Annotated in this window: 7 protein-coding genes; all 7 read left to right on the forward strand. The window is 69.8% G+C overall.

The window, feature by feature from the left end:
* On the forward strand, positions 1 to 975 hold a 975-nt coding region (locus tag NS184_RS18180; RefSeq protein WP_058724693.1), incomplete at its 5' end, for a hypothetical protein.
* Between the two features lie 421 nt (positions 976 to 1396).
* Positions 1397 to 1765 (forward strand): 30S ribosomal protein S12, encoded by a 369-nt coding sequence (rpsL, locus tag NS184_RS03145; protein ID WP_017885540.1) that lies wholly within the window; start codon positions 1397 to 1399, stop codon positions 1763 to 1765.
* Between the two features lie 4 nt (positions 1766 to 1769).
* Complete coding sequence (gene rpsG, locus NS184_RS03150) at positions 1770 to 2240, forward strand: 30S ribosomal protein S7 (protein WP_058724694.1); 471 nt, start codon at positions 1770 to 1772, stop codon at positions 2238 to 2240.
* 91 nt (positions 2241 to 2331) lie between these two features.
* Entirely contained in the window at positions 2332 to 4446 is a 2115-nt protein-coding gene (gene fusA / locus NS184_RS03155) for an elongation factor G (protein ID WP_058724695.1), read from the forward strand.
* Between the two features lie 139 nt (positions 4447 to 4585).
* Positions 4586 to 5773, forward strand: a complete 1188-nt coding sequence (gene tuf, locus NS184_RS03160) for an elongation factor Tu (protein ID WP_058724696.1) — start codon at positions 4586 to 4588, stop codon at positions 5771 to 5773.
* A gap of 202 nt (positions 5774 to 5975) precedes the next feature.
* Entirely contained in the window at positions 5976 to 6245 is a 270-nt protein-coding gene (locus NS184_RS03165; protein WP_058724697.1) for a hypothetical protein, read from the forward strand.
* A gap of 292 nt (positions 6246 to 6537) precedes the next feature.
* Positions 6538 to 15159, forward strand: coding sequence for an isopeptide-forming domain-containing fimbrial protein (locus NS184_RS03170; RefSeq protein ID WP_058724698.1), 8622 nt, complete (start codon positions 6538 to 6540; stop codon positions 15157 to 15159).
* The last annotated feature ends 56 nt before the right edge of the window (positions 15160 to 15215 follow it).

Here is a 15215-nt window from a genome sequence, read left to right on the forward strand (position 1 = left end):
GCGCTCGTCCTCCTCGTGGTCGGCGGCGGCATCGGCTACGCGAACGGCATGAGCACGCACGCCGCCGACCGGCCGGTCCGTGCCTTCCTCGACGACCTCGTCGCCGGCAAGGCCGAGGCTGCGCTCGAGGCGGCCGGCATCGAGCACGACGAGAGCGACGTCCTGCTGACCGACGCCGCGTACGCGAAGGCCGAGCGGACGGTCACGGGCTACCGCGTGACCTCGGTCCGGACGAGCGGCGACAGCGCCGCGGTCACGACCGCCCTCCGCCAGGGCGGCCGCGACGTCCCGGCGACGTTCGAGCTGAGCCGCACCGGTACGGACTGGGGCGTGTTCCCGGTCTGGCAGCTGCAGCCGCCCCGCCTCGGGGCCGTCGACGTGTCGGTCCGCGGTCCGGCCCGCACCCCGCTCGAGGTCGCCGGCATGTCCGTCACGACGTCGAAGGACGGCACGGCGACGCTCACCGCCCTCCCCGGCAGCTACGACGTCGCGATCAAGGGCGGCAAGTGGGTCGAGTCCGGCGCCGAGACCGCCGAGGTCAGCGGCTTCGGTGGCACCGCGTCGAGTCCGGTCGCGATGACGGCGACCCTCACGTCCACGGGCAGGAACGCGGCGACGAAGGCGGTCGACGCCTGGGTCGACGCGTGCATCGCGTCGCACGACCCGGCGCCGTCCGGGTGCAGTTTCTACGCCTACGGCGAGGACCCGTCCTACTCGTACACGAACGAGCGCTGGACGCTCGGTACCCGCCCGGTCGTCTCGGTCGGCGGATGGTCGTCCGGCGGCTGGCTCGTCACGACGACCACCTACGGTCGCGCGACCTTCACCGCGGACATCTCGGGGCCGGGCGGCGTCGGGACGGCCTCCGCCGGCCCGATGAACGTCAACGCGAGCGGGTACATCACGGGGTTCGACAGCGACGGTGCGACGTTCCGTTCCGCGGTCGCCCCGGCCACCACCGAGTCCGGTTCCTGACGGGCAGCGTCCGGCCTGGAGGCACGGGTCACCCCCGGTGGTCGGCCGCCGCGATCGCGACGCACCGTGCCCTCCGGATCGGCTCGCTCCTGACGGGGCGCCGACCAGGTGGGGCGGTGCGCGACCTGGTCGGACGCGGCCCTGCCGCCCACGCGAGGACCCGCCGGTCCGGCGTTCGCCCAGGGCGGCACCCACGGGCCTCCAGTGCGACGCGCCCGGATTGATTTCGCGTGGTGCCGCGGGTAGGCTCTACCCGGTGTGCGCCCTCGGGCGCGCCCGAAAGTCCGGACGGCCGACCGGCCGCGACCGGACCACTCCGTCCCCCACTGATCCCTCCGCCGTCAGGCGGTCCTCGGTGTGGGACGAGGAAGCCGGCGGTCCGCGCCGGCCGGAGAGCACGAGCGAAGAACCAGGAGAACAGTTGCCTACTATCCAGCAGCTGGTTCGCAAGGGTCGTACGCCGAAGGTCACCAAGACCAAGGCGCCCGCCCTGAAGGCGAACCCCCAGCAGCGTGGTGTGTGCACCCGCGTCTACACCACCACCCCCAAGAAGCCGAACTCGGCACTGCGCAAGGTCGCTCGTGTCAAGCTCTCGAACGGCACCGAGGTCACGGCCTACATCCCCGGTGAGGGCCACAACCTCCAGGAGCACTCGATGGTGCTCGTCCGTGGCGGTCGTGTGAAGGACCTGCCCGGTGTCCGCTACAAGATCATCCGCGGTGCGCTCGACACGCAGGCCGTGAAGAACCGTAAGCAGGCGCGCAGCCGCTACGGCGCGAAGAAGGGTTGAGTCAATGCCTCGTAAGGGTCCCGCTCCCAAGCGTCCCGTCGTCGCAGACCCGGTCTACGGCGCGCCGATCGTCTCGCAGCTCGTGAACAAGATCCTGCTGGACGGCAAGAAGGGCCTCGCCGAGCGCATCGTCTACGGTGCACTCGAAGGCGTCGCCGCCAAGAACCAGCAGGACGCCGTCGCGACGCTCAAGAAGGCGCTCGACAACGTCCGTCCGACCCTCGAGGTCCGCAGCCGCCGCGTCGGTGGCTCGACCTACCAGGTCCCGGTCGAGGTCAAGCCGCACCGCGCGAACACCCTCGCGCTCCGCTGGCTCACCTCGTACGCCAAGGCCCGCCGCGAGAAGACGATGACCGAGCGTCTCATGAACGAGATCCTCGACGCGTCGAACGGTCTCGGCGCCGCGGTCAAGCGCCGCGAGGACACGCACAAGATGGCCGAGTCGAACAAGGCCTTCGCCCACTACCGCTGGTAGTCCCGGCACCGTTCCGGGGCGTCGGCGGTCAAGAACCCCGGCGCCCCGGAACGGACGCCCATCTCTCCTACAACTCTTCCGGAGGAACCCTGTGGCACAGGACGTGCTCACCGACCTGAACAAGGTCCGCAACATCGGCATCATGGCGCACATCGATGCCGGCAAGACCACGACGACCGAGCGCATCCTGTTCTACACGGGCATCACGCACAAGATCGGTGAGGTCCACGACGGCGCTGCGACGATGGACTGGATGGCGCAGGAGCAGGAGCGCGGCATCACGATCACTTCGGCCGCGACGACCTGCTTCTGGGACAACAACCAGATCAACATCATCGACACCCCCGGTCACGTGGACTTCACGGTCGAGGTGGAGCGCTCGCTCCGCGTCCTCGACGGCGCGGTCGCCGTCTTCGACGGCAAGGAGGGCGTCGAGCCCCAGTCCGAGACCGTGTGGCGTCAGGCGGACAAGTACGACGTCCCGCGCATCTGCTTCGTCAACAAGATGGACAAGCTCGGCGCTGACTTCTACTTCACCGTCGACACGATCGTCAACCGCCTGGGCGCGGAGCCGCTCGTGCTCCAGCTCCCGATCGGTGCGGAGAACGACTTCATCGGTGTCGTCGACCTCATCGAGATGCACGCCAAGGTCTGGCCGGGCGACGCCAAGGGTGATGTCACCATGGGCGCCCAGTACGAGGTCCAGGAGATCCCCGCGGACCTCCAGGCTCGTGCCGAGGAGTACCGCGCGAAGCTGGTCGAGCGCGTCGCCGAGTCCGACGACGCCCTGCTCGAGAAGTTCTTCGACGGCCAGGAGCTCACCAAGGACGAGATCCGCGCCGGTATCCGCAAGCTGACCATCGCGTCCGAGGTCTACCCCGTCCTCTGCGGCTCGGCCTTCAAGAACCGCGGCGTCCAGCCGATGCTCGACGCGGTCATCGCGTACCTCCCCTCGCCCCTCGACGTCCCGCCGATGATCGGCCACGACGTCAAGGACGAGGAGAAGGAGATCATCCGCAAGCCCGACGCCACCGAGCCGTTCTCGGCCCTGGCGTTCAAGGTCGCGGTGCACCCCTTCTTCGGTCGACTGACCTACGTCCGCGTCTACTCGGGCTCGATCGAGTCGGGTGCCCAGGTCATCAACTCGACCAAGGGCAAGAAGGAGCGCATCGGGAAGATCTTCCAGATGCACTCCAACAAGGAGAACCCGGTCGACAACGTGACCGCTGGCCACATCTACGCGGTCATCGGCCTCAAGGACACCACCACCGGTGACACCCTCTGCGACCCGAGCAACCAGGTCGTCCTCGAGTCGATGACGTTCCCGGAGCCGGTCATCGAGGTCGCCATCGAGCCGAACACGAAGGCCGACCAGGAGAAGCTCTCCACGGCCATCCAGAAGCTCGCCGAAGAGGACCCGACGTTCCGCGTCGAGCTCAACGCCGAGACCGGTCAGACCACGATCAAGGGCATGGGCGAGCTCCACCTCGACATCCTGGTCGACCGCATGAAGCGCGAGTTCAAGGTCGAGGCGTCGGTCGGCAAGCCGCAGGTTGCCTACCGCGAGACCCTGACCAAGCCGGTCGAGCGCTACGACTACACCCACAAGAAGCAGACCGGTGGTTCCGGTCAGTTCGCGAAGGTGCAGATCGCGCTCGAGCCCATGGAGGTCACGGCCGAGAAGGTCTACGAGTTCGAGAACGCCGTCACCGGTGGTCGCGTCCCGCGCGAGTACATCCCGTCGGTCGACGCCGGTATCCAGGACGCCATGCAGGTCGGCATCCTCGCCGGGTACCCGACGGTCGGCGTGAAGGCCATCCTCAAGGACGGTCAGTCGCACGACGTCGACTCGTCCGAGATGGCGTTCAAGATCGCCGGTTCGATGGCCTACAAGGAAGCCGCCCGCAAGGCCGGCCCGGTCATCCTCGAGCCGATCATGGCCGTCGAGGTCCGCACGCCCGAGGAGTACATGGGCGACGTGATCGGTGACCTGAACTCCCGTCGTGGCCAGATCGCCTCGATGGAGGACGCTTCGGGCGTCAAGGTGGTCCGCGCGAGCGTGCCGCTGTCCGAGATGTTCGGCTACGTCGGCGACCTCCGGTCGAAGACCTCTGGTCGCGCCGTCTACTCGATGACCTTCGAGACCTACGCACAGGTCCCGGCCAAGGTCGCCGAGGAGATCGTCGCGAAGAGCAAGGGGGAGTAGCGCTCCAGCGCTGCTCCACAGGCGAGGGTGCCCGGCGACGGGCCCCTCGTCACCAAGTACAGTTAAGACACAAAACCACGCAGGCCAACGGTCGGGAACGACCGGGGGCGTGCGATCCGAGTCCTGAGGAGGACCCACAGTGGCCAAGGCCAAGTTCGAGCGCACCAAGCCGCACGTCAACATCGGAACCATCGGTCACGTCGACCACGGCAAGACCACGCTCACGGCGGCGATCACCAAGGTTCTGCACGACCAGTACCCGGACCTCAACGAGGCTCGCGACTTCGCGCAGATCGACAACGCTCCCGAGGAGCGCCAGCGCGGCATCACGATCAACATCTCGCACGTCGAGTACCAGACCGAGAAGCGTCACTACGCGCACGTCGACGCCCCCGGTCACGCCGACTACGTGAAGAACATGATCACGGGTGCGGCGCAGATGGACGGCGCGATCCTCGTGGTCGCCGCCACCGACGGCCCGATGCCCCAGACGCGTGAGCACGTCCTGCTCGCCCGCCAGGTCGGCGTCCCCTACATCGTCGTCGCGCTGAACAAGTCCGACATGGTGGACGACGAGGAGATCCTGGAGCTCGTCGAGCTCGAGGTCCGTGAGCTCCTCGGCTCGCAGGAGTTCGACGAGGACGCCCCCGTCGTGCAGGTCTCCGCTGTCGGCGCCCTCAACGGCGAAGAGAAGTGGGTCAAGTCCGTCCAGGACCTGATGGCCGCTGTCGACGAGAACGTCCCGGACCCGGTGCGCGCCACCGACCAGCCGTTCCTCATGCCGATCGAGGACGTCTTCACGATCACCGGTCGTGGCACCGTCATCACCGGTCGTGTCGAGCGTGGTCAGCTGAACGTCAACGCTGAGGTCGAGATCGTCGGCATCCGCCCGACGCAGAAGACGACCGTCACCGGCATCGAGATGTTCCGCAAGCTGCTCGACTCGGCCGAGGCCGGCGACAACGCGGGTCTGCTCCTCCGTGGCCTCAAGCGTGAGGACGTGGAGCGCGGCCAGGTCGTCGTGAAGCCGGGTACGGTCACGCCGCACACGAACTTCGAGGCGAACGCGTACATCCTGACCAAGGACGAGGGTGGGCGTCACAACCCGTTCTACGCGAACTACCGCCCGCAGTTCTACTTCCGCACCACCGACGTCACGGGTGTCATCACCCTCGACGAGGGCACCGAGATGGTCATGCCCGGTGACACCGTGCACATGTCGGTCGAGCTGATCCAGCCGATCGCCATGGAGGAGGGCCTCCGCTTCGCCATCCGTGAGGGTGGTCGTACGGTCGGCGCCGGTACGGTCGAGAAGATCGTCAAGTAACTCTCGTTACCTGCTGCAGCGGGGTCGGGCCTTCGGGTCCGGCCCCGCTGTCGTCGTCCTGACCGTCGCTCTTCCCGGCGTCCTGTCGAGCGGCCCGCGCTGAGCGGACAAGACCTGAGGTTTCGTGCAGCATGTACGGCAAGCGGCCGGAGGGACCGGCCACCGAGCGGTCGGCCTGTGCCGACCGGGCAGGGAGGGCATCATGGCCGGCTTCGACGACGTGCAGAAGAACGTCTCCGCCAAGGCGGAGGAGGTCACCGACAAGGCGAAGGCCTTCGTCGACGAGAACCGCGACAAGATCGAGGAAGCGCTGAAGAGCGACAAGGCCGAAGAGGTCTCGGACAGGATCATCCACGGCCTCGCCGACGGGCTGAAGAAGGTCACCGGGGGTCGCTTCGACGAGCAGATCGACAAGACCGCCGCGGATCTCGACGCGAAGGTCGGGAACGACGGGGACGGCACGAGCGCGTAGCGCCCGACCCCTGCTCCCACCCAACGGACGGGAGGCACTGCTCACCACGTGAGCGGTGCCTCCCGTCCGTCGTGTGGCCGGTGCGCGACGTGTCCCCACAAGGCGGGACGTCATGTACCCCGCTCGGGGTGTTGTTGCGGTTTGCCGCAACTCGATACCGTCGAGTCGCGGGGCTGAACCGGCTCCGCGTGGTGACCCGAACACCCGCCTTCCCCGGCGCAGGTTCCCTGCCTGCCCGGTACTGTCGCGCGCTGCTTTCGCGTCGCCGGACGCCGACCCGAAGGCACCCTCGATGCTCCCCACCCTGCTCTCCGTCCGTCCCCGTGCGCTCGCGATGCTGGTGGTGACGACACTGCTCGCCGGTCTGCTCGCCGTGGTCGCGTTCGCACAGCCGGTCGCGGCTGCCGCGGCGTCCGCGATGACGGTCGCTGTGAAGGCCGACGGCTCGGTGCTCAACGGGGAGCAGGCGTCGGTGACGATCACGGCGAAGAACCCGGCTGGCGCACCGGCCCTCTACAACCTCGGGTACACGTACACGCTGCCGGTAGGCGTCACCTACGTCGCGTCGAGCGCCGGCATCGCCGTCGGCGAGCCCGTGATCAGCGACGTGACGGACTCGAAGGGAGCGGTCGTCGGGACCCTGCTCACCTGGGCGAACGTGTCGGACCTGGTCTCTGGGGATGCCAAGTCGATCACGTTCGAGGTGCGGTCCGCCGACGAAGTGTTCCCGGTAGGGAGCCGCTTCACCGGGACGGCGCAGGTCGCCGCGAACACGATCGCCCGCACGGTCCCGACGTTCGACGCCGACGGCGCTCCTGCTGACGGGTACACGGACCAGGCGAAGAGTGAGCTCGCGTCGACCGCCGTCTCCGCGCTCAAGATCGTGAAGTCCGAACCGAGCTCGGAGCACGAGCTCGTCCGTGGGGTGCACGCGCAGCCGACGACCTACACGCTCACGGTCGCCAACACGAAGCAGGCGCCGACGAACGGCGTCACCGTGACCGACTACCTGCCCGCCGGGCTCGAATTCCTGCAGTGCGGCAACGTCGAGCACACCACGTCCGGAGCGGAGTACGACGGGGCCCCGGCGCTGGGCACGGCCACGAAGCTCGCGGACTGCACCGATCCGGTCAGCGTGGAGACGGTCCTCGGTGCGCCGGGGCAGGACGACACCAAGGTCTTCACGAAGGTCGTGTGGAACCTCGGCGACCTCGCGGCCGGCGCGAAGCGGACGATCTCGTACCGCGCTGCGGTGCCGCTCCACGAGAACACGATGGACTTCTCCGGACAGCCGGGGAAGCCTGCGACCGCAGCCGAGCCGACGGCGGAGTCGCTCGGGCAGGGCGCGAACCTCGACAACAACAACGGGCCATCCACCCGGCAGGACACCTCCGACCCGGTGTCGAACGGGCAGGCGCAGAAGAACACCGCTGTCGCGTCCGGGTCGTACCAGGGGCGTGACGCCGACGGGACGTCCGGGAGCGTGCAGACCGCGCAGGACTCGCTGACCGTCGAGGCGATGGACCTCGCGGTGGCCAAGGCGGTGAGCCCGACGACCTTCACGGCCGGGAAGCTCGCCGGCTACACGCTCACCATCCGCGCCGGGGAGTACGAGCGCGCGGAGGGCATCTCCTTCACCGACGAGATCCCGAACGGGATCTGCCCGGTCGTGCCCGCGGACACCGCTCTGCAGGTCGACGGCGACGGCGCCTACCCCTCGGACTGCGACCCGCGGTCGGTCAGCACCATGGCCGGCGCCGTGCGGGGCGCGACGGTCGACTCCGTCACGTACCACCCGGCGACGGGCGGCTTCACGATGGCGATGACCCTGGCCACCACGGACGCGACCGACCCGTCTGGGGCGCCGCGCGACGCCGCGATGCCGAAGAACACCACGCAGGAGATCACCTACGCGGGCCTGATGCGCTCGACCTACTCGGCGACCCAGCAGCAGGGCCCGACCGCCGTCGGCGACGCGTTCACGAACACGGTGCAGATGTCCGGCACCTCGGTCGGGGTCGCGGGCGACACCGGCTCGCAGCGCGTCGTCGACGACTCGCGTGCGACGATCACCTCGACCGGACCGACCATCTCGAAGCAGGTGCTCTCGCGGGCAGCGACGCAGGGCGTCACGAACGCGACGGACTGCGCCGCACGGACCGACGGCTACTCGGCCAAGGACGCCGGCGGGTTCACCCTCGGCGACACCGTGTGCTTCCGCCTCGAGGTGCAGTTCGGCGCCGGCGCCCAGACCCGCAACGCCACCGTGACCGACATGTTGCCGAACGGCACGGCGACGGGCGCCGGCTGGAAGCAGGACGAGGACTGGGCGCTCGGAGGGTCCTCGTCGGGCAACACCGTGGCGGCGGAGGACGTGGCCGTCTCCGGGGACACGACCTCGACGACCGCGACGTTCTCGATCGGGCACCCGGTCGCCGGCGCCACGGGCACGTACTTGCCGCAGAACGGCGAGAAGACGACGCTCGTGTTCTTCGTGGCCGCGAAGATCGGGGCTCCGGGGTCGAGCACGGCGAAGGCCGACCTGACGCAGAACCTGATGAAGTACGCCCAGCAGGACACCGAGGGCAGTGTCACATCGCTGCGCACGATGGCGAACTACGCCGTGTCGGGTGACCCGGCCGCGGCGATCGCCAAGACGATCACGGCCGTCGGTGCCACCGCGGACAGCATGTCGGCGGTGTCGAAGCCGTCGCAGGCCACGGAGGGCCAGTACCTCCGCTACGCCGTGACCGTCACCAACGACGCCGCCGGGGGATCATCACTCGCGATGGACACCGTCACGGTGCGTGATGCGCTCCCGCCGGGTGTGACGTGTGCGGAGGTCCCGAAGGACGACGTCAGCGATGACGGCCGGTGCGTCGCGGCCCCGGACGACGCTCCGACCTCCTTGCGAGACCGCGCGTTCATCGTCTGGCGCGTCGCAGCCCCGCTGGCTGCGGACGCCTCGAGGACGTTGACCTACGCGATGCGCATGCCGGCGCAGGCCTCGGCGGGGTCGACCTACGAGAACCGTGCTTCCGTGACGGCGTTCACCACGACGACGACCGGCGGCGACACGACGACCTGGATCCCCGCACCGACCGACCGGAGCACCTCCACGACCTCGGCCGGATCCGGCCAGCGAGCCGCGACGAGCGCCGACGCGGCGTACGCCGTCACCGTCCCCGCTGCGACCGTCGACAAGACGGGCGCGGCAGAAGCGGGCGCCACGAACCTCTCGGACCGGTCGGTCGCGCCGGGCCAGAACGCGACCTTCACCTACTCGGTGACGGTGCCTGCCCGGACGACCGTGCTGAACGGCGTCCTCGCGGACCCGATCGCCGACGGTCTCGCGATCACCGACGCCACTTCGTGGACGCTCGGCCTCCCGGGCGACGACTCGGCCGCGACCGTCGGCGGACAGGCCGGTTCGGCCGACGCCACCGCGAGCTACACGATGCCCGACGGCAGCGATGCGACCTTCACCCTGACCGGTCGCGGCGACCCGGACCACGGGCCCGGCACGATCCTGTTCCCGACCACGTTCGACAACTCCGGGTCGACGGACCTGGTCTTCACGGTCACCGTGGCGCACCTCCGCGTCACGAAGGGCACGAGCAGCAAGCCGCAGTCAGGTGCGTCCCGGTTCAGGACCGGGACCGTCACGAACACGGCGACGTTCACGAACGACGACCCGTTGAGCGGGTCCCGCCGGAGTGCGTCCAAGCCGGCGTCCCTCGCGGTCACGGCGCCGAACGTCACCGTCACGAAGCGCAACAGCCTCCCCTCGAACACGAAGATCGCCGGCGGGGACTCCTTCACCTGGACGGTCACCGCGAAGAACGACACCACCGGTGTCGACGCGCGGTCGGTGATCATCGTCGACTGCTACCCGGACGCGTTCACGTACGACTCGTCGACCAGCGAGTACCCGCTGACGGACGCGATGCGCGCGAAGCTGCAGCCGTGCGGTACCGGGACGACCCTCCACGCGTGGCGGGCCACGGGTGACGGAACGCTCGCGGGCGGCGCTTCGGCGTCGGTCACGATCACGGCGAAGGCGAAGACGGACCTCCCGGCAGGCGCCTCGTACACGAACTCCGCACAGGTGCTCTCGTCGAGCATCGACACGGACTACACGGACGCCACGCCCTCGTACATCCAGCGCGAGCAGACCACGAACGACGTGAGCGTCACCGGGCCGACCATCACCAAGCAGCTGCAGAGCAGCACCTGGGACCCGACGTCCGGCGCATCGACCGGTACGAGGTCGAGCGATGCCACGAAGTCGACCACGACCGACGTCCGGGTCGGGGACCGCGCGACCTACTCCATCGTCGCGACCATCCCGGCGAACGTTGCGTTGTACCACGCCCAGGTGACGGACGAGCTGCCCACGGGCCTGACCGCCTCCGGGGCACCCAGCGCGGTCGTCTCGGGGTCGTCGGCGCAGGTGACCTCGGTGCAGGAGTCCGGCGGTACCGTCACGGTGCAGCTCGCGGACATCACCTCGGCGAGCGGATCCGCTCAGCCCACCACGGTGACGATCACCGTCCCGGTGACGGTCGACGCCGACCGCAACGCCGGCGACGTGCTGAAGAACACCGCCACACTCGCGTGGAACCGCACGGACGAGGACACGACGCCCCAGGACGCATCGACGACCTCGTACGAAGCGAACGTGAGCGTCGTCCGGCCGGCGCTCGCGATCGCGAAGACGGCGACGGTCGGCTCGGTCGAGTCGACAGCGGTCAAGGCTGAGCCCGGCCAGCCGATCACGTACTCGGTCACGATCACGAACACCGGATCGCCCGCGTACGGCGTCCCGGTCACGGACTGCGTGCCGGCCGGCATCGTCGTCGACGAGGCCTCGCTCACGGCTGAGAACGCGACGCTGTCCCGGGACGCGTCCTGCGGTGGCGGACGGATCAGCTGGCCGTCCACGACCGTCGGTACGAACGCCACGGTGACCCACACGTACGCGGCGAAGCTCGCCGACGACGCCTCCCTGACCGGCGGCGCCCTCGTGAACACCGCCTCGACCGGCGACTACCAGGCCCTCCCCGACGGTCAGCGCTACCAGGGGAAGAACGCGTCCGCGACCGTCACGCCATCGTTCCCGAAGGTCAGCGTGTCGAAGTCGAACGACACCGTGGGCGGCCTGTCCTACATCGGGCAGCCCTCCGACTTCAGCGTGACGTTCCGGAACGACGGCAGCACCACGCCCAAGGTGACGGCACAGGACGTGCTCCCGGAGAACTGGTCGTACGTCCCCGGCAGCGCCACGACCTCCCGCGACGGCGCCGCCGCGACCGCAGCTCCGACGCCGAAGATCGACGGGCGGACGCTGACGTGGTCCGACCTCGGTTCGCTCGGTCAGTCGAGCACGCTCGTGCTGCACTACCAGGCGACTCCCCAGGCCGACGTCGTCACGACGCCGGGCGTCGGCGTCGGGACGGGTCACGTGAACCACGTGACGGCGACGGCCGCGAGCGCCACGGGCGCCACCGGATCGGGTTCCGGCTCGTACGTCTGGTACCCGAAGGGCGGTGACGACGCGACCGCGACGGCGACCATCGGTTCCGCGGACCTCGCGGTGACCAAGAAGGCGACCGACGCCAGGGTCATCGCCGGCGCCACCACGCCGAAGGCGTGGACGATCACCGTCACGAACCGCGGTCCGGACGCTGCGCACGGCACCACCGTGATCGACCGGCCGAAGAACCTGCCGGAGGGCGCGACGCTCGCCTTCAGCACCGCTGATCCGAAGGCGACGCAGTGGCAGTGCACGCCGAAGGACAGCACCTGGGCCTGCGTGAACGGCGCCGTCGTCGAAGCCGGGAACGCGTTCCCCGAGCTCGTCGTCGCCCTCACGCTGCCGGCGGACGCCGACCTCGGCACGATCACGAACACCGCGACGATCACGCAGGCGCAGGGGCAGACGTACGACCCGAACAGCGCGAACGACTCGGACTCGGACACCCTCACGCCGATCGCGCAGGCCGACCTCGCCATCACGAAGACGAGCAACACGGCCGAGGCGAAGGCGGGTCGGTCCATCTCCTGGACGCTGACCGTGCAGAACCTCCGCGACGAAGCCGCGCACGACGTCTCCGACGCCCGCGGCCCGATCACGGTGCACGACGACCTGCCGGACACGGTGACCGCGGTCTCGGCGTCCGGTGACGGCTGGACCTGCTCGGTGCAGGACGACGCAGTCGACTGCACGCGCACCGGGCTGCCCAGTGGGGCCGTCTCGGCGATCACCGTCCTCGCGACCGTCCACCCGGACGTGACCGCGGACCAGACGATCAAGAACTCCGCCACGGTGTCGGTCGACCCGGACCGGACCACCGACCCGACCCCGGGGAACGACACCAGCGAGGAGGTCTCGACGCCGGTCGACGACAGCATCACGCTGACGATCGCCAAGGCCTTCGACGGCAGCCTGGTCGCCGGTTCCCCCGCGCACTGGACCATCACGGTGACCAACACCGGGACGGCCGACGCGAGGAAGGTGCAGGTCACCGACGCCCTCGAGTCCGGCACCGAGCTCGACGGCAGCGGCGCGCAGACCGACGGCGGGTGGACCTGCGACGCCCCGACCGACTCGCGGAACCGGGTCACCTGTGACCTCGACGGCACGCTCGCCGCCGGCAAGAGCACGACGTTCACGCTCACGGTCAGCACGCCGTCGTCGCTGCAGGGGCGCATCGACAACACCGCGGTCGTGACGGCCGACAACGCCATCACGCAGAGCGCCCTCGCGAACAGTGACGCCACGCAGACCGCGGGGCTGTCGGTGACGAAGACCGCCGACGTCCGCGAGGTCGACGCCGGTCGTGACGTCACCTACACGATCACGGTCGCGAACCCCGACGGACCGAGCGACCTCCCTGCCGGGGACGCCACGACGCCGAGCGTCCGCGTGCAGGACACCCTGCCCGCCGGCGTGGAGTTCGTCGGGCTCGACGCTGCGACGGCCCAGCACTGGACGCTCGAGTCGAACACGGACCGGGTGGTCACGCTCACCAGCACGGCCGGGATCGCCGCGGGCGCGACCGACCCGAACACGATCGTGCTGACCGTGCACGTCCCGGCGTCCACCAGCGCAGGCGACCTCGTCAACACGGTGACGGCAGCTCCCGTCACCGCGAAGGGTGCCACGGCCCAGGACGACGCCACCGTCACGGTGACCACCCACGCCGGCCTCTCCATCGTCAAGGAGCGCACGAGCGCGCCCACGGCGGACGCCGGCACCGAGGTCACCTACGACGTCACCGTGCACAACGACGGCCCGTCGGACGCCCAGGACGCCGTGTGGAGCGACACCGCCCAGACCGGCATGACCGTGACGAAGGTGACCACCGACGCCGACTCGTGGGAGCAGGGCGCGGACGTCACGACCTGGTCGACGGACACGTTCGCGGCCGGAGAAACCGCCGTGTTCCACGTCACCGCGGCGATCGCCTCCGGCACCCCGGCGGGCACGCTCCGCAACGTCGCCGCGGTGTCGAGCGCCACGAGTGACCCGGACGGCGACGACGACCGGTCCGGAGCCGACGTCGAGGTCACGACGCACGCGTCGCTCGGCCTGACGAAGACCCCGGTCGCAGCGGTCGGGAAGACCACGGCGGTGAAGACGGTCACGGCCGGCACGGACCAGGTCTGGCTGCTGCAGGTGCACAACGCCGGTCCGTCCGACGCGCAGCCGACGACCGTCGTCACCGACGACCTGCCGGCCGGCCTGACGTTCCGCAGCGGTACCGGCGCTGGGTGGTCGTGCGACGCGACGACGACACCGGGAGCGGTCGTCTGCGACCTCTCGTCGACGGTCGTCGCCGGTCAGGACGCCCCGGCGCTCTGGCTGACCACCGCGGTGGCATCCGGCTACACGTCGGACGCGCTCGTCAACACGGCGCGCGTCACCGGGTCGGGCACCCCGGCCACCCCGGGGACGAACGGCAGCGCCGAGAGCCCGATCACGGTCGGTCGGACGGCCAACGTCGCCATCGCGATCGGTCACACCGGGACGGCCGTCATCGGGAAGGACCTCCCCGAGACGATCCAGGTCCGGAACGACGGCTCGTCCGACGCCGCCGCGGTCACGGCGACCTACACGCTGCCGAAGGGCCTGACGTACGTGTCCGCGGAGGCGGACCCGCGGTGGACGGTCGCATCGGTCGAGGAGCACGCGGACGGCACCACCACGGTGACGTTCACGCTCGACGGGCCCCTCGTCGCGGGGACACTCGCCCCGGTGATCACGGTGCACCAGATCGTGACGGTGGACGCCTACCCCGGCGTCGAGCCGACGGCGACCGTGGCCACGACGACGCGTGAGACCACGACCGAGGACAACGACGACGTGGACGAGACCGCCGTCGCTCCGGCATCGGCGTTGTCGGTCACGAAGACCCACACCGGGGCGGTCGTGCGCGGGAAGACCGTCGGCTACACGGTGACGGTCCGCAACGACGGCCTCACCGAGGACCCGGGTCCCGTCGTCGTGACGGACCGCCTGCCGGCCGGCCTGACCCTGGTCAGCGTCGACGACGGCGGTGCGGCGACCTGCACCGATGGTCGGACGGTGTCCTGCACGCTGACGGAGCCGCTGTCGGTCGACTCCGCCGTCGCGTTCCAGATCACGGTGCGGGTCGCGGACGACGCGCCGGACCGGATCACCAACACGGCGAGCGTCTCGACACCCACGCTGCAGTCCGAGTCCTCCGCGCAGACGGTCCGACCGGGTGACCCGACGCGTGCGAGCGACCCGGCCACCGTCAGCGGGCACCCGCGCGGCGACCTGGCGTTCACGGGCGCGGCCGGTCTCGGGATCGGTGCCCTGCTCGCGCTGCTCGCGATGGCCACGGGCGGGGTCCTGCTGGTCCTGCGACGACGCCGACGCGCGTAGCCGACACCAGGACGGACGGGAGGCACGGATCACCGCGATCCGTGCCTCCCGTCCGT

This window comes from Curtobacterium luteum (assembly GCF_001475545.1).
In the GTDB taxonomy this organism is placed as follows: domain Bacteria; phylum Actinomycetota; class Actinomycetes; order Actinomycetales; family Microbacteriaceae; genus Curtobacterium; species Curtobacterium luteum_A.